Origin of the sequence: Cellulosimicrobium funkei, from assembly GCF_004519295.1 — a bacterium.
GTDB lineage: Bacteria > Actinomycetota > Actinomycetes > Actinomycetales > Cellulomonadaceae > Cellulosimicrobium > Cellulosimicrobium funkei.
This window is the reverse complement of the sequence record NZ_SOZH01000003.1, coordinates 223,350-250,261: the sequence shown is the minus strand read 5'-3', so window position 1 is coordinate 250,261 and position 26,912 is coordinate 223,350. Positions and strand designations below refer to the sequence as shown.

Annotated in this window: 19 protein-coding genes and 1 tRNA gene; 5 read left to right on the top strand and 15 right to left on the bottom strand. The window is 73.4% G+C overall.

Annotation, left to right across the window (positions count from 1 at the left end):
• Nucleotides 1-26 precede the first annotated feature (26 nt).
• Nucleotides 27-2,135 carry an excinuclease ABC subunit UvrB gene (gene uvrB / locus E1O70_RS04125; protein WP_031315536.1) on the bottom strand — a complete coding sequence of 703 codons (2,109 nt, stop codon included), beginning with the start codon at nt 2,133-2,135 and terminating at the stop codon, nt 27-29.
• A 240-nt stretch (nt 2,136-2,375) separates the two neighbouring features.
• On the opposite strand from uvrB, the gene E1O70_RS04120 reads away from it, so the two are divergent.
• Nucleotides 2,376-3,734 (top strand): collagen-binding domain-containing protein, encoded by a 1,359-nt coding sequence (locus E1O70_RS04120; protein ID WP_061267758.1) that lies wholly within the window; start codon nt 2,376-2,378, stop codon nt 3,732-3,734.
• Between the two features lie 55 nt (nt 3,735-3,789).
• Here E1O70_RS04120 and E1O70_RS04115 read toward each other — a convergent pair whose 3' ends face one another.
• The 3 genes from E1O70_RS04115 to E1O70_RS04105 all read right to left on the bottom strand — a co-directional run bounded on the left by E1O70_RS04115 (nt 3,790) and on the right by E1O70_RS04105 (nt 5,649).
• Nucleotides 3,790-4,407 carry a pyroglutamyl-peptidase I gene (locus tag E1O70_RS04115; protein WP_061267757.1) on the bottom strand — a complete coding sequence of 206 codons (618 nt, stop codon included), beginning with the start codon at nt 4,405-4,407 and terminating at the stop codon, nt 3,790-3,792.
• On the bottom strand, nt 4,404-5,045 hold the full coding sequence (coaE, locus tag E1O70_RS04110; RefSeq protein WP_061267756.1) for a dephospho-CoA kinase: 642 nt from the start codon (nt 5,043-5,045) through the stop codon (nt 4,404-4,406). The genes E1O70_RS04115 and coaE overlap by 4 nt, the downstream gene beginning before the upstream one ends.
• 70 nt (nt 5,046-5,115) lie before the next feature.
• The gene (locus E1O70_RS04105) at nt 5,116-5,649 is read right to left on the bottom strand and encodes a MarR family winged helix-turn-helix transcriptional regulator (RefSeq protein WP_061267755.1); all 534 of its coding nucleotides are present in this window, start codon (nt 5,647-5,649) and stop codon (nt 5,116-5,118) included.
• 154 nt (nt 5,650-5,803) lie between these two features.
• Here E1O70_RS04105 and E1O70_RS04100 point away from each other — a divergent pair, with 154 nt between their 5' ends.
• Nucleotides 5,804-7,753 (top strand): ABC transporter ATP-binding protein, encoded by a 1,950-nt coding sequence (locus E1O70_RS04100; RefSeq protein WP_061267754.1) that lies wholly within the window; start codon nt 5,804-5,806, stop codon nt 7,751-7,753.
• A 200-nt stretch (nt 7,754-7,953) separates the two neighbouring features.
• On the opposite strand, the gene rpsA is transcribed toward E1O70_RS04100, so the two are convergent.
• Together rpsA and E1O70_RS04090 are read right to left on the bottom strand one after the other, a co-directional pair.
• Nucleotides 7,954-9,435 carry a 30S ribosomal protein S1 gene (gene rpsA / locus E1O70_RS04095; protein ID WP_021483115.1) on the bottom strand — a complete coding sequence of 494 codons (1,482 nt, stop codon included), beginning with the start codon at nt 9,433-9,435 and terminating at the stop codon, nt 7,954-7,956.
• Between the two features lie 217 nt (nt 9,436-9,652).
• Nucleotides 9,653-10,678, bottom strand: a complete 1,026-nt coding sequence (locus E1O70_RS04090; protein WP_061267753.1) for a 6-phosphofructokinase — start codon at nt 10,676-10,678, stop codon at nt 9,653-9,655.
• Between the two features lie 205 nt (nt 10,679-10,883).
• Between E1O70_RS04090 and E1O70_RS04085 the strand changes: the two genes are divergently transcribed.
• Nucleotides 10,884-11,741, top strand: coding sequence for a class I SAM-dependent methyltransferase (locus tag E1O70_RS04085; protein WP_082774455.1), 858 nt, complete (start codon nt 10,884-10,886; stop codon nt 11,739-11,741).
• A gap of 10 nt (nt 11,742-11,751) precedes the next feature.
• Here E1O70_RS04085 and polA read toward each other — a convergent pair whose 3' ends face one another.
• A complete protein-coding gene (gene polA / locus E1O70_RS04080; RefSeq protein WP_061267752.1) occupies nt 11,752-14,457 on the bottom strand; it encodes a DNA polymerase I in 2,706 nt (901 codons plus the stop codon).
• A gap of 100 nt (nt 14,458-14,557) precedes the next feature.
• On the opposite strand from polA, the gene E1O70_RS04075 reads away from it, so the two are divergent.
• Nucleotides 14,558-14,941 carry a hotdog fold thioesterase gene (locus E1O70_RS04075; RefSeq protein ID WP_043651213.1) on the top strand — a complete coding sequence of 128 codons (384 nt, stop codon included), beginning with the start codon at nt 14,558-14,560 and terminating at the stop codon, nt 14,939-14,941.
• Between the two features lie 37 nt (nt 14,942-14,978).
• On the opposite strand, the gene E1O70_RS04070 is transcribed toward E1O70_RS04075, so the two are convergent.
• Entirely contained in the window at nt 14,979-15,644 is a 666-nt protein-coding gene (locus E1O70_RS04070; RefSeq protein ID WP_021482502.1) for a GNAT family N-acetyltransferase, read from the bottom strand.
• 235 nt (nt 15,645-15,879) lie between these two features.
• The gene (locus E1O70_RS04065; RefSeq protein WP_044144409.1) at nt 15,880-16,500 is read right to left on the bottom strand and encodes an ANTAR domain-containing response regulator; all 621 of its coding nucleotides are present in this window, start codon (nt 16,498-16,500) and stop codon (nt 15,880-15,882) included.
• 190 nt (nt 16,501-16,690) lie between these two features.
• On the opposite strand from E1O70_RS04065, the gene E1O70_RS04060 reads away from it, so the two are divergent.
• A tRNA-Leu gene (locus E1O70_RS04060) sits at nt 16,691-16,764 on the top strand.
• Between the two features lie 33 nt (nt 16,765-16,797).
• On the opposite strand, the gene E1O70_RS04055 is transcribed toward E1O70_RS04060, so the two are convergent.
• The 6 genes from E1O70_RS04055 to gltB form a co-directional block, all read right to left on the bottom strand.
• Nucleotides 16,798-17,622 carry an alpha/beta fold hydrolase gene (locus E1O70_RS04055; RefSeq protein WP_061267750.1) on the bottom strand — a complete coding sequence of 275 codons (825 nt, stop codon included), beginning with the start codon at nt 17,620-17,622 and terminating at the stop codon, nt 16,798-16,800.
• Nucleotides 17,623-17,779: 157 nt separating this feature from the next.
• On the bottom strand, nt 17,780-18,136 hold the full coding sequence (locus E1O70_RS04050; protein ID WP_061267749.1) for a hypothetical protein: 357 nt from the start codon (nt 18,134-18,136) through the stop codon (nt 17,780-17,782).
• Nucleotides 18,137-18,194: 58 nt separating this feature from the next.
• Nucleotides 18,195-19,061 carry a nucleotidyltransferase domain-containing protein gene (locus E1O70_RS04045; RefSeq protein WP_061267748.1) on the bottom strand — a complete coding sequence of 289 codons (867 nt, stop codon included), beginning with the start codon at nt 19,059-19,061 and terminating at the stop codon, nt 18,195-18,197.
• Between the two features lie 157 nt (nt 19,062-19,218).
• Nucleotides 19,219-20,649, bottom strand: a complete 1,431-nt coding sequence (gene pyk / locus E1O70_RS04040) for a pyruvate kinase (protein WP_061267747.1) — start codon at nt 20,647-20,649, stop codon at nt 19,219-19,221.
• A gap of 112 nt (nt 20,650-20,761) precedes the next feature.
• Nucleotides 20,762-22,228: a glutamate synthase subunit beta gene (locus tag E1O70_RS04035; protein WP_061267746.1), complete on the bottom strand. Its 1,467-nt coding sequence runs from the start codon at nt 22,226-22,228 to the stop codon at nt 20,762-20,764.
• Nucleotides 22,221-26,804, bottom strand: a complete 4,584-nt coding sequence (gene gltB / locus E1O70_RS04030; RefSeq protein WP_061267745.1) for a glutamate synthase large subunit — start codon at nt 26,802-26,804, stop codon at nt 22,221-22,223. Before gltB ends, E1O70_RS04035 begins: the two co-directional genes overlap by 8 nt.
• Nucleotides 26,805-26,912 lie beyond the last annotated feature (108 nt).

Below are 26,912 nucleotides of genomic sequence, written 5' to 3'. Positions count from 1 at the left end.
GCCCGGCCGGCCCCCCCCAGGACCGGTCAGGCCGTCGCGGCGTGCATCTGGCGCAGCTCCTTCTTGAGCCCCGAGATCTCGTCGCGCAGCCGGGCCGCGAGCTCGAACTGGAGCTCGCCCGCGGCCGCGTGCATCTGGTCGCTCAGCTCCTGGATGAGCTCCGCGAGGTCGCTCGCCGCGGCGCCCGCGAGCCGGTTGCCCGACGACGCGCCCTCCTTCGGCCCGCCCGGTACCGGGGCCTTGCCCTTGGCACCCTTGCCCGGCTGGCGGTAGCCGCCGGCCAGGAGCTCGGCGGTGTCCACGTCCTCGCGCGCGAGCATGTCGGTCACGTCGGAGATGCGCTTGCGCAGCGGCGTCGGGTCGACGCCGTGCTCGGTGTTGTACGCGATCTGCTTCTCGCGGCGACGCTCGGTCTCCTCGATCGCCGCGGCCATCGCCGGCGTGATCCGGTCCGCGTACATGTGCACCTGGCCGGACACGTTGCGGGCCGCGCGGCCGATCGTCTGGATGAGCGACTTGGGCGAGCGCAGGAAGCCCTCCTTGTCGGCGTCGAGGATCGCGACGAGCGAGACCTCGGGCAGGTCGAGGCCCTCGCGCAGCAGGTTGATGCCGACGAGGACGTCGTACTCGCCGAGGCGCAGCTCGCGCAGCAGCTCGACGCGGCGCAGCGTGTCGACCTCGGAGTGGAGGTAGCGGACCCGGACGTCCTTCTCGAGCAGGTAGTCCGTGAGGTCCTCGGCCATCTTCTTGGTGAGCGTCGTGACCAGCACGCGCTCGTCACGGTCGACCCGCTCGCGGATCTCGTGCAGGAGGTCGTCGATCTGGCCGGTGGTCGGCTTGACGATCACCTCGGGGTCGACGAGGCCTGTGGGGCGGATGATCTGCTCGACCACGCCGTCCGCCATCGAGAGCTCGTAGTCGCCCGGCGTGGCCGACAGGTACACGGTCTGGCCGATGCGCTCGACGAACTCCTCCCACCGCAGCGGGCGGTTGTCCATCGCGCTCGGCAGGCGGAACCCGTGGTCCACCAGGCTGCGCTTGCGCGACATGTCCCCCTCGAACATCGCGCCGATCTGCGGCACGGTCACGTGCGACTCGTCGATGACGAGGAGGAAGTCCTCCGGGAAGTAGTCGAGCAGGGTGTTCGGGGGCGACCCCGCCTCGCGGCCGTCGATGTGCCGGGAGTAGTTCTCGATCCCGGAGCACGTGCCGATCTGGCGCATCATCTCGATGTCGTAGGTGGTGCGCATGCGCAGCCGCTGCGCCTCGAGCAGCTTGTTCTGCCGCTCGAGCTCGTCGAGCCGCTCCGTGAGCTCGGCCTCGATCGAGGAGATCGCGCGCTCCATGCGCTCCGGGCCGGCGACGTAGTGCGTCGCGGGGAACACGTGGATGCTCGGCTCGGAGCGGATGACCTCCCCCGTGAGGGGGTGCAGCGTCTGGATGCTCTCGATCTCGTCGCCGAAGAACTCGATACGGACCGCGAGCTCCTCGTAGACCGGGATGATCTCGACCGTGTCGCCGCGCACGCGGAACGTGCCGCGCGTGAACGCCATGTCGTTGCGCGTGTACTGCATCGTGACGAACTGCCGCAGCAGGTCGTCACGCTCCACCTGCATCCCGACGTCGAGGCGCACCATCCGGTCGACGTACTCCTGCGGAGTGCCCAGGCCGTAGATGCACGACACGGACGCCACGACGACGACGTCCCGGCGCGTCAGGAGCGAGCTCGTCGCGGAGTGGCGCAGCCGCTCCACCTCGTCGTTGATGGACGAGTCCTTCTCGATGTAGGTGTCCGTCTGCGCGATGTACGCCTCGGGCTGGTAGTAGTCGTAGTACGAGACGAAGTACTCGACCGCGTTGTTCGGCAGCAGCTCGCGGAACTCCGTGGCGAGCTGCGCGGCGAGCGTCTTGTTGGGAGCCATGACGAGCGTCGGGCGCTGCAGCTCCTCGATCAGCCAGGCCGTCGTGGCGGACTTTCCCGTACCGGTGGCGCCGAGCAGCACGACGTCCTTCTCGCCCGCGCGGACGCGCTGCGAGAGGTCCGCGATGGCCGTGGGCTGGTCGCCCGACGGCTGGTACTCGGAGATGACCTCGAACGGAGCGGTGGCGCGCTGGAGATCGGTCACGGGACGCATGTGACCACGGTACGTCCAGCCACCCACATCGTTCGCGGGAGCGCTCGACGGGCTGCGCACCGTATACACCCGAGTTCACCCGCGCGCAATTTGGAAGGCGTGGTGCCGAACCCCTAGGGTTCCCTCGACCTGCCCGCTCCCCGACGCCCGTGGAGCTCCGGTGACCGGCCGGCCACGGGCGTGGAGGCCTGCACGCAGCTCTCGTCAGCACCGTCAACGACCCCTCGACCTGGAGCCCTCATGCACCTGCACCCCGCGCGCCCCCGCGGAATCCCCCTGATCGCCCTCACCACCCTGGTCCTGTCCGCCGGCTTCGTCGCGCCCGCGAGCGCGACGCCCGTCGTCGACGCCGACGACGTCTGCTCCGCGGACGCCACGACCCGCCCCGTCGGCGTGTACGAGCTCACCGCGGTGGAGGACGCGGGCGTCGGCATCTGGGCGGGCGGCGGGCTCACCGTCGCGACCGCGACCGAGCTCGAGGGCCGCGTCGTGGTCGGCAAGGACGCCGACCTCACGGGGGCCGGCTCCCTCAACGTCGGGACCGCGGGCGGCGGCGGGTCCGCGATCACCCCCGCGGGCGGGACCGACATGCTCGTCGTCGGCGGTGACCTCGCCACCGCGCGGAACACGCAGGTCGGGTTCCACGCGTCGCGCGGCGGCAACGTCGTGGTGGGCGGCGCGATCACCGGCTCGGCGCCGAGCACCGAGAGCGCGAACGCGCTCGGCACGCACGGGTCCGTGCGCCAGGGCGTCGGCCGGGACGCGGCGCTCGCGCCCTACGACGAGCTCCCCGCGCTCGTCGCCGGCATCGCCGCCGACGCCACCGACGGCGCCGAGCAGGTCGCCCCCGAGAACGGCGTCCTGACCGTCGAGGCGGGCGCGCGGTACGCGCTCACGGCAGAGGGTGCCGCATCGCTCCGCGAGCTGCACGTCACGGGCACCGGGCCGGTGCTGCTCAGCGTCAGCGGGTCCACGGTGCGCATCCCGTCCCTCGCGTACGTCGCGTACGACGGCGTGCGCCTCTACCAGGCGACGCAGTACCTGTCGTCCCACTTCCTCTGGGCGTTCCCGGACGCGACGCAGGTCGCGCTCGGCACGAACGACCAGTTCCCCGGCACGATCGTCGTCCCGCGCGCCGACGCGACGCTCACGGTGTCCACGTCGACGAACGGGCGCGTCCTCGCGAACGGCGCGGTCGCGTACACCGGAGGGGCCGGCATCGAGCACCACAACTACCCGTTCGCGGGCCCGTGCGAGCCGGTCCCGGTCGCCGCGGAGCCGGAGCCGAAGCCGGAGCAGACTCCCGAGACTCCGACCCCAGGTGGCACCGAGACGACGACGCCTTCGACGACCACCCAGACGCCCGGCGCCGAGGTGTCGGGCGAGCCCGCCGCGGAGAGCACGCCCGCTCCGGAGGCGACGCCCGTGGCGAGCACGGACCCGATGCCGTCGGCGCCCCCCAGCAGCGAGCCGACGCCGGGGGGCGGGCTGGCCTCGACCGGTTCCTCGGTCGTCGTGCTCGCCGTGCTGGCGGCGCTCCTGCTCGCCGGGGGCGCGGCCCTGCTCGTGGTCGTCACCCGGCGCCGCGCGGCGGGCTGACGGTCCGCGACGCCCGGGGGCCGGCAGGGCGACCTGCCTGCCCCCGGGCGCCCGCTCAGCTCTCGGTGCCCGCGGCGACCCGCGGCTCGGGGGCGCCGAGGAGCGCCTGCCGCACGACGGCCGCGACGGCGGTCACCTGGTCCTCGACGGGCACCGCGCCGGCGTCGGGCACGTGCACGAAGCCCGCACGGCGGCCCGGCACGGAGCCCCAGTGGTGCATGAGGGCGTAGAACACGTCGTTGCACACGTAGGTGCCGGCCGTCCCGGAGACCTCCACGGGGACGCCGGCCTCCCGGACGGCGACGAGCGACGCCTTGAGCGGGAGCGTGGACCAGTGCCCGACGGGCGCCCCCGGCACGACGGGCACGTCGACCGGCTGCGCCCCGGCGTTGTCGGGGATCCGGGCGTCGCGCACGTTGACGGCCACGCGCTCGAGGCGCACGCGCCCGTCGCCGCCCGCGAGCCCCAGCGCCACGACGACCTCCGGGTCGTGCTCCCGGACGACGGCGTCGAGCGCGGGCCACGCCCCGGCGAACGTCACGGGGAGCCGGACGGCGACCACGCGGTCCCCCACGAGCTCCTCACCGCGCTCGGCGAGGAGCTGGGCGGTCTCCCACGACGGGTTCGTCGCGTCGCCGCCGAAGGGCTCGAAGCCGCTCACCACGACCGTCACGCCTCGCGCTCCTCGAGCTCCGCGAGCACCTCCGCGTCGACCTCCGCGCGCACGCGCGCCCAGAGCGCGTCGACCTGCGCACGCAGCGCGTCGGGCTCGCCCGAGCCGTCGAGAGTGACGTCCGCGGCCGCGAGGCGCGCCGCGTCGTCGGCCTGGGCGGCGAGCCGCGCGCGCGCCTCGTCCTCGCTCAGCCCGCGCGAGGTCACGAGGCGGTCCACCCGGACGTCCTCGGGCGTGTGCACGACCACGACGCAGTGGAACCGCGCCGGGTCGCCCGTCTCGACGAGGAGCGGGATGTCGTGCACGACGACGGCCCGCGGGTCGGCCGCACCGGCCGCGGCCTCGCGCTCGGCGGCGAGCCGGCGCACCTCGGGGTGCACGATCGCATTGAGCCGCTCACGCGCGGCGTCGTCCCCGAACACCACGCGTCCGAGCGCGGGCCGGTCGAGCGCGCCGTCCTCACCGAGAACCTCGGGCCCGAAGGCCTCGACCACCTCGTCGAGGCCGACGGTGCCGGGCGCGACGGCGTCGCGCGCGAGGGCGTCGTAGTCGACGACCACCGCGCCCAGCTCGGCGAAGCGGGCGAGCGCGACGGACTTCCCCGCCGCCATTCCTCCGGTCAGGCCGATGCGAAACATGCGTCCCATCCTGCCAGCCGGCGCACCGCCCCGCGTCGGGAGGTGAGGTGGCCCCACGTGCGGCCACCGCTCAGCGGGAGGAACCCGCCCGCGGGGAGCCTTCGGCCGCTTCGCCGTCGTCGGGCCGCTCGCCCGCGACCGCGCGCAGCAGCCGGAGCAGCTCGGCGCGCTCGTGCGCGTCCAGGCGGGCCAGCAGGGTGCCCGCGCTCGACGACCTCTCCGCCCCGACCTGCTCGACGACCTCGCGCCCGCGCGGCGTCAGCTCGACGAGCGTGGCCCGACGGTCCTGCGGGTCGGGTGTGCGGCGCACGAGACCGGCCTGCTCGGCGTCGTCCACCTTCGAGGTGACCGAGCGCGGCGCGACGTCGAGCGCCGACGCCACCGCGCCGAGCCGGCACGGGCCGTCGCAGCGGGAGAGGAAGCGCAGCATCCGGAACTGGCCGGGCGTCGTGCCCGCGGGCTCGAGCCGCTCGCTCGCCTCGCGGCGCACGCTGCGCAGCGCGGCGTGCAGGAGCGCGAGGAACTCCCCCGCCTCGTCGGTGGAGGTGGCTCGGCCGCCCGGGGCTGCGCCCGGCGTGGCAGGCTGGCTCGCGTCGGTCGTCACGAGGCCGAGCGTACCGGGACCGGGCCCACTTGTGGTATCGGCTCATTGTGAGTTAGACTCACTATCGTTGTCGCGCGAGCGATCCTCGGACCGCGCCCGCCGGACGGCCACCGCCGCCGCGGACGACGCGCCCCTCCCCCACCCAGGAGGCCCCATGTCCTTCCCCTCATCCCTTCCCGGCGCCGGCGGCGGGCGCGGCATGCGCTCCTTCCGCCAGGACGCCTCCGTCACCTCCCGACGGCTGCACCGCGGCACGATCCGCCGGGTGCTCACGTTCGCCCGGCCCTACCGGCGCCAGCTCGCCGCGTTCCTCGTGCTCATCTCCGTCGACGCCGCCGCCGGTGCGGTCACCCCGCTCCTCTTCCAGCGCATCATCGACGACGGCATCACCGCCGGCGACGTCGGCCTCGTCGTCGCGCTCTCGGCGGTCGCCGCCGGCCTCGCCGTGCTCTCCGGCGCGCTCGGCGTCGCGCAGCGCTGGTTCTCCTCCCGCATCGGCGAGGGGCTCATCGTCGACCTGCGCACCGCCGTCTTCGACCACGTCCAACGCATGCCGCTCGCCTTCTTCAGCCGGACGCGCACCGGTGCGCTCGTCCAGCGGCTCAACGGCGACGTCCTCGGCGCCCAGCAGGCGTTCACGTCGACCCTGTCGAACGTGTTCTCCAACCTGCTCACCGTCGTGTTCGTGCTCGCCGCGATGCTCTCGATGTCGTGGCAGCTGACGCTCCTCGCGCTCACCCTCCTGCCCGCGTTCGTCCTGCCCGCCCGCTGGGTCGGCAAGCGCCTCGCCGCGATCACGCGGGAGAGCTACGAGCTCAACGCCGAGGCGGCGCAGACGATGAACGAGCGCTTCAACGTGGCGGGCGCCCACCTCGTCAAGGTGTTCGGCGACCCCGACCGCGAGTCGTCCCGGTTCGCCGCCCAGGCACGACGGGTCCGCGACATCGGGGTCCGCCAGGCCATGTACGGGACCGTGTTCCGCGTCGGGCTGACCGTCGTCGCGTCCGTCGCCGTCGCGATCGTCTACGGCCTCGGTGGCGTCATGGCCATCTCGGGCTCGCTCACCGTCGGCACCGTCGTCGCGCTGACCGCCTACCTGGGCCGCCTCTACGGCCCCCTCACGGCCATGTCGAACGTCCAGGTCGACGTCATGACGGCGCTCGTCAGCTTCGAGCGCGTGCTCGAGGTGCTCGACCTCGAGCCCACCGTCACGGACGCCCCCGACGCCGACGACCTCGCCGCAGACGTCGCGCGCGAGGGCGCGAGCCTCGAGCTCGACGGCGTGACCTTCCGCTACCCGAGCGCGGCCGAGGTCTCCCTCGCGTCGCTCGAGTCCGTGGCCGTCGAGGGCACCGACCCGACCACCGACACGCTCCACGACGTCTCGTTCTCCGTGCCCGCGGGCGCGATGGTCGCGCTCGTCGGGTCGTCCGGCGCGGGCAAGACCACCGTGTCGCAGCTCGTGACGCGCATGTACGACCCGAGCGCCGGCCACGTCCGGATCGCCGGTCGCGACCTGCGCGACGTCACGCAGGAGAGCCTGCACGACGCCGTCGGCGTGGTCACGCAGGAGGCGCACCTGTTCCACGACTCGATCGCGGAGAACCTGCGGTACGCCAAGCCCGACGCGACCGACGCCGAGCTCGAGTCCGCGCTGCGGCGCGCGCACGTGTGGGACGTCGTCGCCGCCCTGCCGTCCGGCATGGGCACCGTCGTGGGCGACCGCGGCTACCGGATGTCCGGCGGCGAGCGGCAGCGCCTCGCGATCGCCCGGGTGTTCCTCAAGGCCCCTCAGCTCGTCGTCCTCGACGAGGCGACGGCGCACCTCGACTCGGACTCCGAGGCGGCGGTCCAGGCCGCGCTCGCCGAGGCGCTGCGCGGCCGGACCTCGCTCGTCATCGCGCACCGCCTCTCCACCGTCCGCGAGGCCGACCTCATCGTCGTGCTCGACGCCGGCCACGTCGTCGAGACGGGCACGCACACCGAGCTCCTGGCTCGTGGCGGGCGCTACGCCACGCTCTACCGGACGCAGTTCGCCGACTCGCCCGCGTCGTCGGGCACCGACCCGGCCACCCTCCCGGCCCCCGAGCCGGCGACGGCCTGACGGCCCGACCGCCGAGCAGGCCGCCCCGGGCCGTCGACCAGGCGGTCCCGGCTCGTCCGCGGACGCTGACGGACCAGGACCACCTGGTCGGCGCCGTGAGTGCCCGGGCACGTTCCGGGCATGGCGAAGGCCCGCCACCCCGAGGGGTGGCGGGCCTTCGTCTGCTCAGCGTGGCGTCCCGCGCGGGGCCGCCGGCCGGGTCAGTTGCCCGTGAGCTTCTCGCGGAGCGCGGCGAGCGCCTCGTCCGACGCGAGCGTGCCCGTCGCCTCGGCGGCCGGGGCCGACGAGTAGGACGTGCTGGAGGACGACGAGCTCGAGGAGCTCGTCGTCTCGCCCGACGCGGCGTCGTAGTCGGCCTTGACGGCCTCCGCGACCTGCTTGCGGTGTGCCTCCCAGCGCTCGTGCGCCTTGGCGTACTCCGCCTCCCACGCCTCGCGCTGCGCCTCGAAGCCCTCGAGCCACTCGTTGGTCTCCGGGTCGAAGCCCTCGGGGTACTTGTAGTTCCCCTGCTCGTCGTACTCGGCGGCCATGCCGTAGAGCGCGGGGTCGAAGTCGTCCGACTCCGGGTCCACGCCCTCGTTGGCCTGCTTGAGCGACAGCGAGATGCGGCGGCGCTCGAGGTCGATGTCGATGACCTTGACGAAGACCTCGTCACCGACGTTGACGACCTGCTCCGGCAGCTCGACGTGGCGCACGGCCAGCTCCGAGATGTGCACGAGGCCCTCGATGCCGTCCTCGACGCGCACGAACGCACCGAACGGGACGAGCTTGGTGACCTTGCCCGGGACGACCTGACCGATCGCGTGGGTCCGGGCGAACGTCTGCCACGGGTCCTCCTGCGTCGCCTTCAGCGACAGCGAGACGCGCTCGCGGTCGAAGTCGACGTCCAGGACCTCGACCGTGACCTCCTGGCCGACCTCGACGACCTCGGACGGGTGGTCGATGTGCTTCCAGGACAGCTCGGAGACGTGCACGAGGCCGTCGACGCCGCCGAGGTCCACGAACGCACCGAAGTTGACGATCGAGGAGACGACACCGGGGCGCACCTGGCCCTTCTGCAGGGTCTGCAGGAAGGTGGAGCGGACCTCGGACTGCGTCTGCTCGAGCCAGGCACGGCGCGAGAGGACGACGTTGTTGCGGTTCTTGTCGAGCTCGATGATCTTCGCCTCGATCTCCTTGCCGACGTACGGCTGGAGGTCGCGGACGCGACGCATCTCCACCAGGGAGGCCGGGAGGAAGCCACGCAGGCCGATGTCGAGGATGAGACCACCCTTGACGACCTCGATGACGGTGCCGGTGACGACGCCGTCCTCCTCCTTGATCTTCTCGATCGTGCCCCAGGCGCGCTCGTACTGGGCGCGCTTCTTGGACAGGATCAGACGGCCTTCCTTGTCCTCCTTCTGGAGGACGAGGGCCTCGACCGCGTCGCCGACGTTGACGACCTCACCGGGGTCCACGTCGTGCTTGATGGACAGCTCGCGGGAGGGGATGACGCCCTCGGTCTTGTAGCCGATGTCGAGGAGGACCTCGTCGCGGTCCACCTTGACGATCGTGCCTTCGACGATGTCGCCGTCGTTGAAGTACTTGATGGTCGCGTCAACGGCGGCGAGGAAGTCCTCCTCGGTGCCGATGTCGTTGACGGCAACCTGGGGTGCGGACTTCGCGGGGGTAGAGATGGTCATTGAGTTCGATGCTCCGATGCGGACAGGTGTAGTCGAGCGGGTAGGGTTTTCGGCGCGTCTCCAGCCGACGCCCCTGGACGCTCCGGCGTCGTGGTCGACGTCGTGGCTCGGGATGCAGGCAGGCGCAGCGCACCGCCGTCCACCTTATCCGGGTGTCACCCCGGCGGTCAACGCGTCTCGCGCGGCCCGCCGGGGCGTCCCGGCTACCCGTTCCGCGTCACGCGAGCACGCGGGCGACCCGCAGCAGCTCGTCCGGGACCCGCTTGGGCCGGCCCGCGACCTCCGCGAGCGGCACGAGCTCGACCCGCTCGCCCCGCAGCGCCGTCATGACGCCCGACGTCCCCGCGCTCACGGCGTCCACGGCCGCGACGCCGAAGCGGCTGCCGAGGATCCGGTCGGTCGGCGTGGGCTCGCCCCCGCGCTGCACGTGGCCGAGGACCGTGAGCCGGGTGTCGAACCCGGTGCGCTCCGCGATCTCGGCGCTCACCCGCTCCCCGATCGAGCCGGCGACGATCTCCCCGAACCGGCCGAGCTGCTGCGTGAACTCCATCGACGACCCCTCGCGCGGCACGGCGCCCTCGGCCACGACGACGATCGAGAAGTTCGCGTGCGCGCGGTGCCGGTGGCGGAGGAACTTCACGACCTGGTCGATGTCGAACGGCTGCTCCGGCGCGAGCACGACCTCGGCGCCGCCGGCGATGCCCGCGTTGACCGCGATCCAGCCGGCGTGGCGGCCCATGACCTCGACCACCATGACGCGGTTGTGGCTCTCCGCAGTCGTGTGCACGCGGTCGAGCGCCTCCGTCGCGATGTTCACGGCGGTGTGGAACCCGATCGACAGGTCCGTGCCCTCGACGTCGTTGTCGATCGTCTTGGGGATGGCGACGATCTTCACGCCCGCCTCCGCGACACGGCTTGCCGCGTGCAGCGTGCCGTCGCCGCCGATGCAGATCAGCGCGTCGAGGTGCTCGGCCTCGACCGTCGCGAGCACGGCGTCCATGCTGCCGTCCTCCTCGCGCGGGTGGAACCGCGCCGTGCCGAGCAGCGTGCCGCCCACGGGCAGGACGTTCCGGATGTCCTGGCGGCCGAGCGGGTGGACGTCGCCGTCGACGACGCCGCGCCAGCCGTTGCGGAAGCCGATGATGGTGTGCCCGTACTCCCCCGTCCCCTGCTTGACCACGGCCCGGATCGCCGCGTTCAGCCCGGGGCAGTCGCCCCCGCCGGTGAGAAGTCCGATGCGCACCTGTTCCTCCGTCTCGTCGTCGCGTCGCGCGGCCTCGCGCGCATGCCGGGCGTCGACGGAGGTGCCGACCTCCGCGGCACCGCGTCGCCCTCAACCCTAGCCACCCCCGCGCGACGGGTCATCGCCCGTCCCGGTCCGCGGGCACGCCGACGACCAAGGTCCCGACCGGACGGGCCGTGCGGCGGGGACCGGGAGAATGGGAGGCATGAGTGCGCCCTCCTCGCCCGAGCCGCCCGTCGTCGCGCCCTCCGGCGCGGCCCCCGGTCCGACCGCCGACGCCGGCTACCGCGACGTGCCCGCGACCGAGGGCGGCCGCGCCGGCCGCGGGTGGTGGGACGCCAACGCGCAGGAGTACCTCCACGAGCACGGGACCTTCCTCGGCGCGGCGGACTTCTGCTGGTGCCCGGAGGGCCTGCGCGAGCGGGACGCGCGTCTGCTCGGCGACGTCGCGGGACGCCGGGTGCTCGAGGTCGGCGCGGGCGCGGCACAGTGCTCGCGCTGGCTCGAGACGCAGGGAGCGGAGGTCGTCGCGACGGACGTGTCCGGCGGCATGCTCGCCGCGGGGGCGGCGCTGGACCGGGCGACGGGCGTGCGCGTCCCGGCCGTCCAGGCCGACGCGCGCCGGCTCCCGTTCGCCGACGCCACGTTCGACGTCGCGTTCACCTCGTTCGGCGCGATCCCGTTCGTGCCCGACGCGGCGGCCGTCCACCGCGAGGTCGCACGCGTGCTGCGGCCCGGCGGCACGTGGACGTTCTCGGTGACGCACCCGATGCGGTGGGCGTTCCCCGACGACCCGAGCGAGCGCGGGCTGACCGCGAACCGGTCCTACTTCGACCGCCGGCCCTACGTCGAGACCGACGCCGCCGGCCGTGTCGTCTACGCCGAGTACCACCGCACCCTGGGCGACCACGTGCGCGAGGTGGTCGCCGCCGGGCTGGAGCTGCGCGACGTCGTCGAGCCCGAGTGGCCCGCCGACAACACCGAGGTGTGGGGCGGCTGGGGACCGGTGCGTGGCGCCTACCTGCCCGGGACGGCGATCTTCCGCACGCGCCTCCCGGGCTGACGCGCCCGGGTCAGTGACCCGCCTCGTGCCACGTGGCACCGACGCCGACCGAGACGTCGAGCGGCACGTCGAGGTCCGCCGCCGCGCCCATCTGCGTGCGCAGCACCTCCTCGACGGCGTCGCGCTCGCCGTGGGCGACCTCGACCACGAGCTCGTCGTGCACCTGGAGGAGCAGCCGTGAGCGCAGCCCGCGCTCGTCGAGCGCCCGCTGCACGTTGAGCATCGCGACCTTGATGATGTCGGCCGCGCTGCCCTGGATCGGCGCGTTGAGGGCCATGCGCTCCGCCATCTGGCGGCGCTGCCGGTTGTCGCTCGTGAGGTCGGGCAGGTAACGGCGGCGCCCGAGGATGGTCGCCGTGTAGCCCGTGGCCCGCGCCTCGTCGACGACGCCCGTGAGGTAGTCGCGCACGCCGCCGAAGCGCTCGAAGTAGTCGTCCATGAGCTTCTGGGCCTCGCCCACCTCGATGGTGAGCTGCTGCGAGAGCCCGAACGCCGACAACCCGTACGCGAGGCCGTACGACATCGCCTTGATCTTCGAGCGCATCGCGGGCGTGACCTCGGCCGCCGGGACCTCGAACACGCGCGACCCGACGTAGGAGTGCAGGTCCTCCCCGGACCGGAACGCCTCGATGAGACCCTCGTCGCCCGAGAGGTGCGCCATGATGCGCATCTCGATCTGGCTGTAGTCGGCCGTCATGAGCGTCTCGTAGCCCTCGCCGACGACGAACGCGCGCCGGATGCGCCGGCCCGCCTCGGTGCGGATCGGGATGTTCTGGAGGTTCGGGTCGGTCGAGCTGAGCCGGCCCGTCGCCGCGATCGTCTGCTGGAACGTCGTGTGGATGCGGCCGTCGTCGGCGACGGACTTCAGCAGCCCCTCGACCGTCTGGCGCAGCCGCGACGCGTCGCGGTGGGCGAGCAGGTGCTCGAGGAACGGGTGCTGCGTCTTGACGAAGAGGTCCGCGAGCGCCGACGCGTCGGTCGTGTAGCCCGTCTTGATCTTCTTCGTCTTGGGCATCCCGAGCTGGTCGAACAGCACCTCCTGGAGCTGCTTCGGGGAGCCCAGGTTCACCTCGCGTCCGATGACGGCGTAGGCCTCCGACGCGGCGGTCGCGACGAGGTCGCCGAAGTGCTGCTCGAGCTCGCGCAGGTACGTGACGTCCGCCGCGATGCCGCGCTGCTCCATGCGCGCGAGCACCTGGGACAGCGGCAGCTCGAGGCCGGCGAGGAGCGTCGTGGCCCCCCGGTCCTCGAGCTCGCCCGCGAGGACCTCGCCGAGCTGGGCGACGGCGAGCGCGCGCACCGCGTCGCGCTCCTGCTCGCCGCTGCCGTCGAGCGAGAGGTCGAGCGCGCCCTGCGCGTCGTTGCCCGCCTCCGTGTCCGGGCGGAGCTCGCGGTGCAGGTGCCGCACGACGAGGTCGCCCAGGTCGTAGCCCCGCTGGTCGGGGTGGCACAGGTACGCGGCGAGCTCGGTGTCGAACGTGACGCCCGCGAGGTCGTAGCCGCGCGCCGCGAGCTCGTGCCAGGCCGACTTCGCGCCGTGCAGGACCTTGGGCCGTTCCGGGTCGGCGAGCCACGCGGCGAGCGCCTCGTCGTCGGCGCCCGCGACGTCGGCGAGCTCGAGCGCGACGGCCGCCCCGGCGTCGTCGGACACCGCGAGGCCCCACGCGTCCCCGCCGCCGGGCACGGCCTTGCCGGCCACCTCGACGCCCAGCGGGCGCGTGCCGTGCTCGGCCAGCCAGGCGCCCAGCCCCCCCGGCAGGACGTCGGCGAGCGCGACGTCGAACCCCGCCTCGGCCTCGACCTCGCCCTCGGGGGCGATCGCGAAGAGCCGGTCGCGCAGGGCGCGGAACTCCAGGGCGTCGAGCACGCGGTGGGCGGCCTCGCGGTCCCAGGGACGCGTCGCGAGGTCGTCGGGGCCGACCGGCAGCTCGAGGTCGCGCAGGAGCGCGTTGAGCTGCCGGTTGAGGCGGACCTGGTCGAGGTGCGCCCGCAGGTTCTCCCCCGCCTTGCCCTTGATCTCGTCCGCGTGGTCCAGCAGGCCGTCGAGGTCGCCGTACGCCGTGATCCACTTGGCGGCCGTCTTGGGGCCGACGCCGGGGATGCCCGGCAGGTTGTCGGACGTCTCGCCGACGAGGGCGGCGAGGTCCGGGTAGCGCTCGGGCGGCACGCCGTACTTCTCGACGACGGCGGCGCTGTCCATGCGCGCGAGCTCCGAGACGCCCTTCTTCGGGTAGAGCACCGTGACGTCCGGGCCGACGAGCTGGAACGAGTCTCGGTCCCCCGAGCAGACGAGCACCTCCATCCCGGCGGCGGCGCCCTGCGTCGCGAGGGTCGCGAAGATGTCGTCGGCCTCGTAGCCCTCGCGCTCGAGCGTCGGGATGTGCAGCGTCTCCAGGATCTCCTTGATGAGCGGCACCTGGCCCCGGAACGGCTTGGGGGTGGACTCCCGCGTGCCCTTGTAGCTGGGCAGGATCTCGGTGCGGAAGGACTGGCGCCCGGCGTCGAACGCGACGGCGACGTGCGTGGGCTCCTCGTCCCGCAGGAGGTTGATGAGCATCGAGGTGAACCCGTAGACCGCGTTCGTGTGCTGCCCCGTGGTCGTCGAGAAGTTCTCCGCCGGGAGCGCGAAGAACGCGCGGTAGGCCATGGAGTGTCCGTCGATGAGCAGGAGGCGAGGTCGCGCGGAGGTCGTCACGGGTGCCAACCTATCGCCCATGACCCACACGCACGGTTCCGACCAGAACGCCGCCCGGACCGGGACGCCGTCCCCCGCCACGCCGTCGACACCCGACGCCCCGCGCCACGCCTACGAGGCGATGGGCCTGCGCACCGAGGGGACGCTCATCGAGCGCATGGGCATCGAGCTGGGCGAGGTGGGAGCCGACCGTGTCACCGCACGCATGCCCGTGGCGGGCAACACGCAGCCCGCGGGGCTGCTGCACGGGGGCGCGTCCGTCGTCCTCGCCGAGACGCTGGGGTCCATCGCCGCGCAGCTGCACGGCGGGCCCGGCCGCGCGGCCGTGGGCATCGAGGTGAACGCGACGCACCACCGGGGGGTGCGCGACGGCTGGGTGCACGGCGAGGCGGTCGCGGTGCACCGCGGGCGCACGACGGCGAGCTACGAGATCGTCGTGTCCGACGACGAGGGGCGCCGCGTGTGCACGGCGCGCCTCACGTGCATGATCCTCGCGCAGGGCTGACCGGGGCGACGCCGGCCGCAGGGCGCGAGAGCCCGGCTCAGCCGGGCAGGGTCTCGCGCGTGTCGGCCGGCGTCACCACGCCCGCGCGGCTGTTGTACTCGGCCTGGAACTCGCGCAGGTCGACCGGCCCCGACATCGTCTCGGTGCGGGCGCGCCGACGGCGCGCGATGAGGTCCTCGAGGGAGCGCGTGCCCCGGCGGGCCGGGGTGAGGTCGGCCGCGAGCCGGCGCTGCAGGACCGCCGTCGAGACGACGCGGTGCCCGGCCACCGGGCCGAAGCCCAGTCGCGCGAGGAAGCGCTGCACGCCTCGGGAACCGGGGATGGGCACGGAGTAGACGTGCGTCGCGCCGGACGACGCGGCGAGCTCGGCCGTCGCGCTGAGGAGCGCGTGACCCACGCCGCGGCGCCGGGCGTCCTCCCCCACGTACACCGCCTCGACGTACAGGCTCGGCTCGTCCGCGAACAGGTGCGGGTCGAGCACGCGGGCCAGGACGAACCCGACGGGGCGGCCGTCGTGCAGGGCGACGAGCACGTTGCCGCCGGGCAGGGTGAGCAGCACCGACAGGTGCCGGACCAGGCGGTCTTCGTCGGGCGCGCAGATCTGCGCCCCGGACGCCGACTCGCGGCGTGCCTCCGAGCACAGCACAGCGATCCCCGGCAGGTCGTCACCGACCGCGGGCCTGACCTCCACTGCTGGGCGCACTGCGCTCCTCCTCGTTCGCACCGTGGGACCGGCGGCGGCACCGAGGGACGTGGGGCGTGAGAAGGTCCACGTCGCTCGGACAGCACCGTCGGCCGTCGACATGAGCACTACGTGGCGACCGTGTTCACCGCCCCGGAACTGCTGGACGCCAGTCCAAGACGATAGCCCGCCCGGAGCCCCGTGACAAAGGTCCTGATCAGGACCTCCGCGCGGCGCGCCGGGCGTGGCGGGCGGCTCAGGCGCCGCCGACCTGCTCGATGACGGCGTCCGCGACCTCGCGCATCGTGAGGCGGCGGTCCATCGACGTCTTCTGGATCCAGCGGAACGACTCCGGCTCCGACAGGCCCATCTTCGTCATGAGCAGGCCCTTCGCACGGTCGACGCGCTTGCGCGTCTCGAAGCGCTCCGCGAGGTCGGCCACCTCGGACTCGAGGGCCGAGATCTGCGAGTAGCGCGAGATCGCGATCTCGACCGCAGGCAGCAGGTCAGCCGGGGTGAACGGCTTGACGACGTACGCCATGGCGCCGGCGTCGCGCGCCCGCTCGACGAGCTCCGCCTGCGAGAACGCCGTCAGCAGGACGACCGGGGCGGCGTGCGCCTTGCCGATCTGCTCCGCCGCGGAGATGCCGTCGAGCTCGGGCATCTTCACGTCCATGACCACGACGTCGGGCTTGAGCTCGAGCGCCAGCTTCACCGCCGTCGCACCGTCGCCGGCCTCGCCGACGACGTCGAACCCGGCGTCCCGCAGCGTCTCGACGACGTCGAGACGGATCAGGGCCTCGTCCTCCGCGACGACGGCGCGGCGCGCGGCGCGACCCGACGGGGCGGGGGTGGCGGCGGGCTCGGGCTCGATCATCGGGGGCAGGTCGAGCGGCTGCTTGTCCTCGGGCTGCGCTGTCTGGTCACTCACGGGACTCATCGTAGTGCGCCGCACCGGGTGCCGTCCCCGCGTTTCACCCTCCGAGGAGTGTGATTCTCGTGAAGGCGCGCGCGTGTGGTTCGATGGTGCCCGCGCGGCGGAACCCGGCTGGACACCTCCGCGCGCGGCCCCGGTAGCCCAACCGGCAGAGGCGTTCGGCTCAAACCCGATCCAGTGTGGGTTCGAATCCCACCCGGGGCACCCCTCATCTCGGCAGGCGTACGGTGCTCGACGTCACGGCTCGTCGCGGTCGAGGAACTCCCGCGTCGTCGCGACGAAGGACTCGACGCTCGAGTACGGCAGCCCGTGCGGAGCCCCCGGGACCGTGACGAGCCGCCCGTCGGGCAGCGCGTCGACGAGGCGGCGGGCCCACGTCCCCGAGACGAGCGGGTCGCGGTCCCCGACGACCACGAGGACGGGCTGCGTGATGCTCTGCACCAGGTGGCTGACCTCGGCGCGGCGCGCCTGCTTCAGGGCCCGCACCGCCGCGACCGGACCGGCACGCAGGTAGTCCACGACGGCGATCGGCAGCAGCGACCACCTCTCGCGCGGGCCGTCGAGGAGCAGGCGCCACGCGCTCTGCCACCACCGGGGGTGCTCCGGGTCCCGGGAGGGGCCGACGAGCACGACCCGCCGGACCAGGTCGGGCCGCTCCGCGGCGAGATGGCTGACGATCTGGCAGCCCAACGAGTGCCCGACGACGTCCGCGCCCGTCATGCCGAGCCCGTCCATCCAGCGGGCCACGACGTCCGCCATCTCGGCCATCGACGGCAGGTGCGGCGGTCGGCCGCTGCGCCCGACGCCCGGCAGGTCCAGGGCGGCGGTGCGGCGGTCCGTCCCGAGCCGGCGGACGCCCGGCTCCAGGTACCGCGTCGACAGCGCGAGCCCGTGCACGAGGACCACGTCGGCGGGTACGGCCCGACCCTCCGGGCGGTCTGCCCGGTGCGGCTCCGCGACGACGGAGTACACCCGCACCCCGTCGATCAGGTCGTAGCGCTCCTGGAGGGCCGGAAGGACCGTGCCCCCCGAGGAGCGCCCGCGCCGGTGCGCTCGGGGCACGACGGACCTCGCTCTCCCACCGTCGACCGGTGGCTGGATGGTCAGCACCGAGCGGTCGCCGAGCGCTGGGCCCAGGGTAGAGGGCGAGGACGAGCGGCGCCGCGGGACTCGGGACGGGGCGGACGGGCGACGGGCCCCGCGCACGGACCGACGCCGTCTAGAGCTCGGGCCGCGCCCCGTCCAGCACGACCGCCTCGCGCGCGGCCTCCCGGGCGGCGGCGCTCGCGTCGCGCGCCGCCTGCCGGGCGATCGCCTCGTCGCCGAGGAGAGCGGCGGCGTGCGCGACGGTCGCGGACCTCAGCGCGTCCTGCGCGCTGCGCTCGGCGGCCTCCGCCACCTGATGGACCTGCTCGCAGACGCCGGCGGCCGCCTCCGCGGTCTCGCGCGCGTCGCGGCGCGCGACGAGCGCACGAAAGGTCGCCTCGCGCGCGGCGGCCGCCGCGCCGTCGGCGTCGGGGTCGCTCGCCGCCGCGTAGAGGTCCTGGTCGACGTCCTCGATCTGGTCGCTGGTCACCCACGCGAGGGTAGGGCCGACCCGCCGTGCTCGCTCGAGCGAGGCGCGCGCCCGTCGGTCACCGCCACTCCCCCGACGCGACGCCCGGCGCGCCCGCAGCCGCCGTCGAACGCGACCCCGCCGGGCCGTACCGCGCGACCGCCGACCGGAAGAAATCCCCCGCCACCGAACGCGCCGTCAGGGACCCGGCTCCCGCCACCGTCGCGGCCGCCGAGGCGGCGGCGAGCTCGTCGTCGACGAACCGGCGGAGCACGGCCGGGACCGGGCCCGCGCCCATCTCGCGCGAGACCGCCTTGAGCGCGACGAGCCCGGACGCCTCCTGCACCACCGCGCTCGGTGCCTCGCCCTCGTCGAGCAGCGTCGCGAGGCGCATGGGCGGGACGGCGTCCGGCCGCACGCGCAGCCAGCGCAGCGTCGCGGCCGGGCGCAGGACGTAGAAGAGCTTCTTGAGCGGCACGTCGTCCGCGGTCCACCAGCGCTCCCGCTGGCCCAGCGCGACGTGCAGGTAGTGGCGCCGCACGGCGGCGCGGCCGACGACCCGCTCGGCGAGCGCGAGCAGGTCCGCGCGGAACGCGGGGTCGCCGCGGTAGACGATCGGCGAGCGCAGCCACTCCAGCAGCGTCGCGTTCCCGCGCACGAGCAGCCGCACGGCCTTGACGAGGTCCCACCCGTTGACGTCCAGCACCGCGTCGAGCGGCGTCTCGACGACGTCGCGCCGCGGCCAGGGGTCGAGGTAGTCGGCCTCCGGGCGCACGTACACGAAGCGGCAGTCGTAGTCCGAGTCCGGCGACGGGAACCCCCACGCCCGGCTGCCGCTCTCCACCGCGAGCGGGACCGCGACGCCCTCGTCGCGCACGACGGCGTCCAGCCGCGCGTCGACCCGACGCACGACCGTGGGGTCCAGGGACGCAGGCACGGCTCGCATCCCGCGAGGGTAGGGGCGCGCCGGGGGCCGTGTCGCGGGCTTTCCCGAGCGCGCAGGACGACCGACGGCGGCGCCCCCGCGCAGGGGGCGCCGCCGTCGGGCAGCACGAGCGCCCGTGGCGGGCGCGCGGCGTCAGCTCCGGTGCGAGCTCCGGACGTCAGTTCCGGGTGTCGGAGTGGTCGCCGATCTTGTGCACGAGGATCGAGTTCGTCGTGCCCGGCTGGCCAACGGGGGCGCCGGAGACGACGACCACGAGGTCGCCGACCTCGGCGAGGCCGTTGGCCTGCAGGGTCGTGTCGACCTGGCCGACCATCGCGTCGGTGTTCTCCACCTCGGGCACCTGGTACGTCTGCGTGCCCCACGTGAGCGACAGGACGTTGCGCACGTGCTCGCGCGGCGTGAACGCGAGCAGCGGGATGGACGAGCGCAGGCGCGACATGCGGCGCGCCGAGTCGCCCGACTGCGTGAACGTCGCGAGGTACTTCGCACCGAGGATCTCGCCGATCTCGGCCGCCGCGCGCGTGATGGCGCCACCGCGGGTGTGCGGCGTCGAGCCGAGCGGCGCGATGCGCTCGCGGCCCGCCTCCTCCGTCGCCTCGATGATCCGGGCCATCGTCTGGACCGTGAGGATCGGGTACTCGCCCACGCTCGTCTCGCCCGAGAGCATGACCGCGTCGGCGCCGTCGAGGACGGCGTTGGCGCAGTCGGACGCCTCGGCGCGCGTCGGGCGCGGCGAGTTCGTCATGGACTCGAGCACCTGCGTGGCGACGATGACGGGCTTCGCGTTGCGACGCGCGAGCTCGACGATGCGCTTCTGGACGAGCGGCACCTGCTCCAGCGGGAGCTCGACCGCGAGGTCGCCGCGGGCGACCATGACGCCGTCGAACGCGTCGACGATCTCGGCGAGGTTGTCGACGGCCTGCGGCTTCTCGATCTTGGCGACGACGGGGACCGTGCGGCCCTCCTCGTCCATGATCCGCTTGACGTCCTCGAAGTCCTTCGCGGACCGCACGAACGACAGCGCGATGATGTCCGCGCCGAGCTTGAGGGCCCAGCGCAGGTCGTCCTGGTCCTTCTCGGAGAGCGCCGGCACGGAGACCGCGACACCCGGGAGGTTCAGGCCCTTGTTGTTCGACACCGGGCCGGCGACCTCGACGCGCGTGACGACGCGCGGGCCCTCGACGGCGGTGACGCGGACGAGCACCTTGCCGTCGTCGATGAGGATCGGGTCGCCGACGCGGGCGTCGCCCGGCAGGCCCTTGTGCGTCGTGGAGACGAGCTCCTTGGTGCCGACGACGTCCTCGGTCGTGATCGTGAAGGTGTCGCCCTCCTCGAGCCAGTGCTTCTCGTCGCCCGCGAAGCGGCCCAGACGGATCTTCGGCCCCTGGAGGTCGACGAGGACCGCCACGGAGCGGCCCGACTCGGCGGCGGCCTCGCGCACGCCGTGGTAGACGGCCGCGTGCTCCTCGGCGCTGCCGTGGCTGCGGTTGATCCGCGCCACGTCCATGCCCGCGTCGACGAGCGCGCGGAGCTGCTCCTTCGACTCGGTCGCGGGTCCGATGGTGCAGACGATCTTTGCTCTGCGCATATCTCCAGCCTCTAGTCTTCCGACCGGCCAGGAGCCGGTCGTCGCGGGGTGCCCCTCCCTAGGATGCCCCGCTCATCGTCCCGGCGCCGGACATCCGACGTCGGGGTGCACGTCAAGCGCGCAAGGACACGGTGTTCGCGCGCACGGGCGCGGGCAGCTCGGTCCCTCCCTGAAGGTAGGCGTCGACGGATGCCGCCGCCGCCCGCCCCTCGGCGATCGCCCACACGATCAACGACTGCCCACGACCGGCGTCGCCGGCCACGAAGACCCCTGGCAGCGACGACGCGAAGTCGTCGCCGCGCGCCACGAGGCCGCGCCCCGTGAGGTCCGCGCCGGTCTGGGTCGTGAGGGCAGCCGTCTCCGGTCCGGTGAAGCCCATCGCGACGAGCACGAGGTCCGCGGGGATCTCGCGCTCGGTGCCCTCCTTGGGCACGCGACGGCCATCGGGCAGGTACTCGGTCTCCGCGACGCGCAGCGCGCGCACGGCCCGGTTCTCGTCACCGAGGAACGCGACGGTCGACGCGAGGAACTCGCGCTCGCCGCCCTCCTCGTGGGACGAGGACACCTCGAACACGATCGGGTCGGTCGGCCACGGCTGGGTCGCGGACCGCTCGAGCGGCGGCTGCTTGCCGATCGCGAGCGTCGTGACGCTCGCCGCGCCCTGGCGCAGCGAGGTGCCGAGGCAGTCCGAGCCCGTGTCGCCGCCACCGATGACGATGACGTGCTTGCCCGTGGCCGTGATCTGGTCGGGCACCTCGTGCCCCGCCACGACCGCGTTCGCCTGGTGCAGGAAGTCCATCGCGAAGTGGATGCCGTCGAGCTCGCGCCCGGGCACCGACAGGTCGCGCGGCACCGTCGCGCCGGTCGCGACCACGACGGCGTCGTAGCGCGCCCGCAGGTCGTCCCACGTGATGTCGACGCCGATCTCGACGCCGGGGCGGAACCGCGTGCCCTCGGCCTCCATCTGCGCGACGCGGCGGTCGATGTGGTGCTTCTCGAGCTTGAAGTCGGGGATGCCGTAGCGCAGCAGGCCTCCGACGGCGTCGTCGCGCTCGTACACCGCGACGGTGTGCCCGGCGCGCGTGAGCTGCTGCGCGGCGGCGAGCCCGGCGGGGCCGGACCCGACGACCGCGACCGTGAAGCCCGTGAGCCGCTGGGGCACCTGGGGCGTGACGTACCCGCGCTCGAAGGCCTCGTCGATGATCGAGACCTCGACGTTCTTGATCGTCACGGGCGGCTGGTTGATGCCGAGCACGCAGCTCGACTCGCACGGCGCCGGGCACACGCGACCGGTGAACTCCGGGAAGTTGTTCGTCTCGTGGAGGCGGTCGATCGCGTCGGCCCACTGCTCGCGGTAGACGAGGTCGTTCCACTCGGGGATGAGGTTCCCGAGCGGGCAGCCCTGGTGGCAGAACGGGATGCCGCAGTCCATGCAGCGGCCCGCCTGCTCCTTGAGGAACGGCTGGCCCTCCTCGAGGTGTGCGTGCACGTCCTTCCAGTCCCGCAGGCGCACGGCCACCGGGCGGTTCGGCGGGAGCTCGCGCTCCCGCACCTTCAGGAATCCGCGGGGGTCAGCCACGGGCCACCTCCAAGATCTGGTCCCACACGCCGGGCGCGGCCGGGTCGAGACCGGCCGACTCGGCCTTCTCGAGCGCCGAGCGCATGCGGGCGAAGTCGGTCGGCAGGACGCGCGTGAAGCGCTGCACCGCCGTGGCGAAGTCCTCGAGCAGCTCGGCCGCGAGCGGCGACCCGGTCTCCTCGTGGTGACGGCGGACGAGCCGCTCGACGAGCGCGACCTCGGCGTCCTCGAGCGGGCTCAGCCCGAGCTCGCCGGTCGCGAGCGCGCTCGTGTTCACGGCGCTCTCGCGCAGGTCGAGCACGTACGCGGTGCCGCCGGACATGCCGGCGCCGAAGTTGCGCCCGGTCGGGCCCAGCACGACGACCGTGCCGCCCGTCATGTACTCGCACCCGTGGTCGCCCACGCCCTCGACGACGAGCGTCGCGCCCGAGTTGCGGACGCCGAAGCGCTCCCCGACGCGACCGCGCAGGAAGATCTCGCCCGACGTCGCGCCGTAGCCGATGACGTTCCCGGCGACGACGTTGCTCGACCCGGTGAGGACCGCGTTGCGGTCCGGCCGCACGACGATCCGCCCGCCCGACAGGCCCTTGCCGACGTAGTCGTTCGCGTCCCCGAACAGGCGCAGCGTGACGCCGCGCGGGAGGAAGGCGCCGAGCGACTGGCCGGCGGACCCCGTGAGGGTCACGTCGATCGTGTCGTCCGGCAGGCCCTCGCCGCGGAAGCGCTTGGTCACCTCGTGGCCGAGCATCGTGCCGACCGTGCGGTTGACGTTGCGGACCGGCAGCGAGATCCGCACCGGCTCGCGCCGCTCGAGCGCGTCCTCGGCCAGCGCGACGAGCTGGTTGTCGAGCGCCTTCTCCAGGCCGTGGTCCTGCGTCGTCGTGTTCCGCAGCGACGCGCCCTCGACGGGGACGGGCTTCTCGAGGATGGGCGCGAGGTCGAGACCCTGCGCCTTCCAGTGGTCGATCGCCTGGCGCGTGTCCAGGTACTCGACGTGGCCGATCGCCTCCTCGATGCTCCGGAACCCGAGGCGTGCCAGGTACTCGCGCACCTCCTCCGCGATGAACTCGAAGAAGTTCACGACGAACTCCGGCTTGCCGGTGAACCGGGCCCGCAGCTCCGGGTTCTGCGTCGCGACGCCCACCGGGCACGTGTCCAGGTGGCACACGCGCATCATGACGCAGCCCGAGACGACCATCGGCGCGGTCGCGAAGCCGAACTCCTCGGCCCCGAGCAGCGCGGCCACGACGACGTCGCGCCCGGTCTTCATCTGCCCGTCGACCTGCACGACGATGCGGTCGCGCAGGTTGTTGAGCACGAGGGTCTGCTGCGTCTCGGCGAGGCCGATCTCCCACGGCGTGCCCGCGTGCTTGAGCGACGTGAGCGGGCTCGCGCCCGTGCCGCCGTCGTGGCCCGAGATGAGGACGACGTCCGCGTGCGCCTTGGACACGCCCGTCGCGACCGTGCCGACGCCGAACTCGGAGACGAGCTTGACGTGGACGCGCGCCGCCGGGTTCGCGTTCTTCGCGTCGTGGATGAGCTGCGCGAGGTCCTCGATCGAGTAGATGTCGTGGTGGGGCGGCGGCGAGATGAGGCCGACGCCCGGCGTGGAGTGCCGGGTCTTCGCGACCCACGGGTACACCTTGTGGCCCGGGAGCTGACCGCCCTCGCCGGGCTTGGCGCCCTGGGCGAGCTTGATCTGGATGTCGTCGGCGTTCGTCAGGTACTCGCTCGTGACGCCGAAGCGGCCCGACGCGATCTGCTTGACCTTCGAGCGACGCTCCGGGTCGTACAGGCGCTCCGGGTCCTCGCCGCCCTCGCCCGTGTTCGACCGACCGCCGAGGCGGTTCATCGCGATCGCGAGGGTCTCGTGGGCCTCGGCCGAGATGGAGCCGTACGACATCGCGCCGGTGTTGAAGCGCTTGACGATCTCGCTCACGGGCTCGACCTCGTCGAGCGGCACCGCCGGGCGCTCGCCCTCGCGCAGCTCGAGGAGGCCGCGCAGCGTCATGAGCCGCGAGGACTGCTCGTCCACGCGGTGCGTGTACTCGCGGAAGATGTCGAACCGGCGCTCGCGCGTCGAGTGCTGGAGGCGGAACACCGTCTCCGGGTCGAACAGGTGCTCCTCGCTGTCGCGGCGCCACTGGTACTCGCCGCCCGTGGTCAGGCGGACGTGCGGGCGGTGGTTGCCGGAGCGGGGGTACGCGTCCACGTGGCGCGCCGCGACCTCGGCCGCGACGACGTCGAGCCCGATCCCGCTGAGGCGCGACGTCGTGCCCGTGAAGAACGCCTGCACGAGGTCGTGCGAGAGACCCACGGCCTCGAAGACCTGGGCGCCGCGGTAGGAGGAGATGGTCGAGATGCCCATCTTGCTCATGACCTTGAGGACGCCCTTGCCGAGGCCCTTGATGAGGTTCGCGACAGCCTTGGCCGGGTCGACCGCGAGGTAGCCGCGGCGCGCGAGGTCCTCGACGGTCTCCATGGCGAGGTAGGGGTTCACCGCGGCGGCGCCGTAGCCGATGAGGAGCGCGACGTGGTGCACCTCGCGCACGTCCCCCGCCTCGACGACGAGCGACACCTGCGTGCGCGTGTGACGCCGCAGGAGGTGGTGGTGCACCGCGCTCGACAGCAGGAGCGACGGGATCGGCGCGTGCTCGGCGTCCGAGTCGCGGTCCGACAGCACGATGAAGCTCGCGCCGGCGGCGACGTGCGCGTCGACCTCGGCGAAGATCTCCTCGAGCCGCGCGAGCAGCGACTCGCCGCCGCCCGCCACGCGGTACAGGCCCTTGATCGTCACGGCGCGGAAGACGCCCGCGAGGTTCGGGTCCTTGTCGACGCGGATGATCTTCGCGAGCTGGTCGTTGTCGAGCACCGGGAACGGCAGCATGAGCTTGCGCGCGTGCTCCGGGGTGTCGACGAGCAGGTTCGGCTCGGGGCCGATCGCCCCGCCGATCGACGTGACGAGCTCCTCGCGGATCGCGTCCAGCGGCGGGTTCGTGACCTGCGCGAACATCTGCGTGAAGTAGTCGAACAGCAGGCGCGGGCGCTTCGCGAGGACGGCGATGGGCGTGTCCGTGCCCATGGCGCCGAGAGGCTCGGCGCCCGTGTTGGCCATCGGCGTGAGGATGACCTTGAGCTCCTCCTGCGTGTACCCGAAGGCACGCTGGCGGCGCTCGACCGACGCGGGGCTGTGCGCGACGTGCTCGCGCTCGGGGAGCTGGTCGAGGTAGACCGCGTTCTCCGCGACCCACCGCGCGTACGGGCGCTGCGCCGCGAGCTGGGACTTGATCTCCTCGTCCTCGATGATCCGGCCCTGGCCGGTGTCGACGAGGAACATGCGGCCCGGCTCGAGACGGCCCTTGCGGACGATCGTCGCGGGGTCGAGGTCGAGCACGCCCGCCTCGCTCGCGAGCACGACGAGGCCGTCCTCGGTGACCCAGTAGCGCCCGGGGCGCAGACCGTTGCGGTCGAGGACCGCGCCGATGAGGGTGCCGTCGGTGAAGTTGAGGCACGCGGGGCCGTCCCACGGCTCCATGAGCGTCGAGTGGTACTCGTAGAACGCGCGCAGGTCCGGGTCCATCTCGGCGTGGTTCTCCCACGCCTCCGGGACCATCATGAGCACGGCGTGCGGCAGCGAGCGGCCCGACAGGTGCAGCAGCTCCAGCACCTCGTCGAAGCTCGCCGAGTCGCTCGAGCCGTCGGAGCAGACCGGGAGCAGCGGCGCGAGGTCGCCGAGGGCGTCGCTCGCGAGCGTGCCCTCGCGCGCGGCCATCCAGTTCCGGTTGCCGCGCACCGTGTTGATCTCGCCGTTGTGCGCGATCATCCGGAACGGCTGCGCGAGCGGCCAGGACGGGAACGTGTTCGTCGAGAACCGCGAGTGCACGAGCGCGATCTCGCTCGCGTACCGCGGGTCGGACAGGTCGGGGAAGAACGGCTCGAGCTGCGCCGTCGTGAGCATGCCCTTGTAGGTGAGCGTGCGCGCCGACAGCGACGCGAAGAAGAGACCGAGCTCGTTCTCCGCGCGCTTGCGCAGGCGGTAGGTCCGGCGGTCGAGGTCGACGCCGGCCAGCTCGCGCGACGGGTCGGCCACGACGACCTGACGGAACAACGGCATCGAGGCGCGCGCGCTCGGGCCTACGAGGTCGGCCGTCACGGGGACGTCGCGCCAGGCGAGGACCTCGAGCTTCTCCTCGGCGGCGATCGCCTCGACCGCGCGGGCCGTGGTGGCGGCCGCCTCGGGGTCCTGCGGGAGGAACGCCATGCCGATGGCGTAGTGCCCGGCGGGCGGGAGCTCGGCGTCGACCACGTCGCGCACGAAGGCGTCGGGGATCTGCGTGAGGATCCCCGCGCCGTCGCCGCTGTTCTCCTCGGCGCCCACCGCGCCGCGGTGGTCCAGGTTGAGCAGGGCCGTGAGCCCCGCGTCCACGATGTCGCGTCCGGGCGTGCCGCGGAGCGTCGCCACGAAGGCGACGCCGCACGCGTCGTGCTCGGCGGCGGGGTCGTACAGACCGGATGCCGTGGGAGGGGCGGACAGGGCGGGTGCCCGGTGCGCGTCCCGATACTGCGGCGTGGTCATCAACACCGTCCTCACAGGCGCCCGACCGAGACGGCCGGGCTGGTTCCAGCTGGGGGGGTTCGGGACGTCGTCGGCCCTGGTGGACATGACGGAACCACCGGGCGGTCG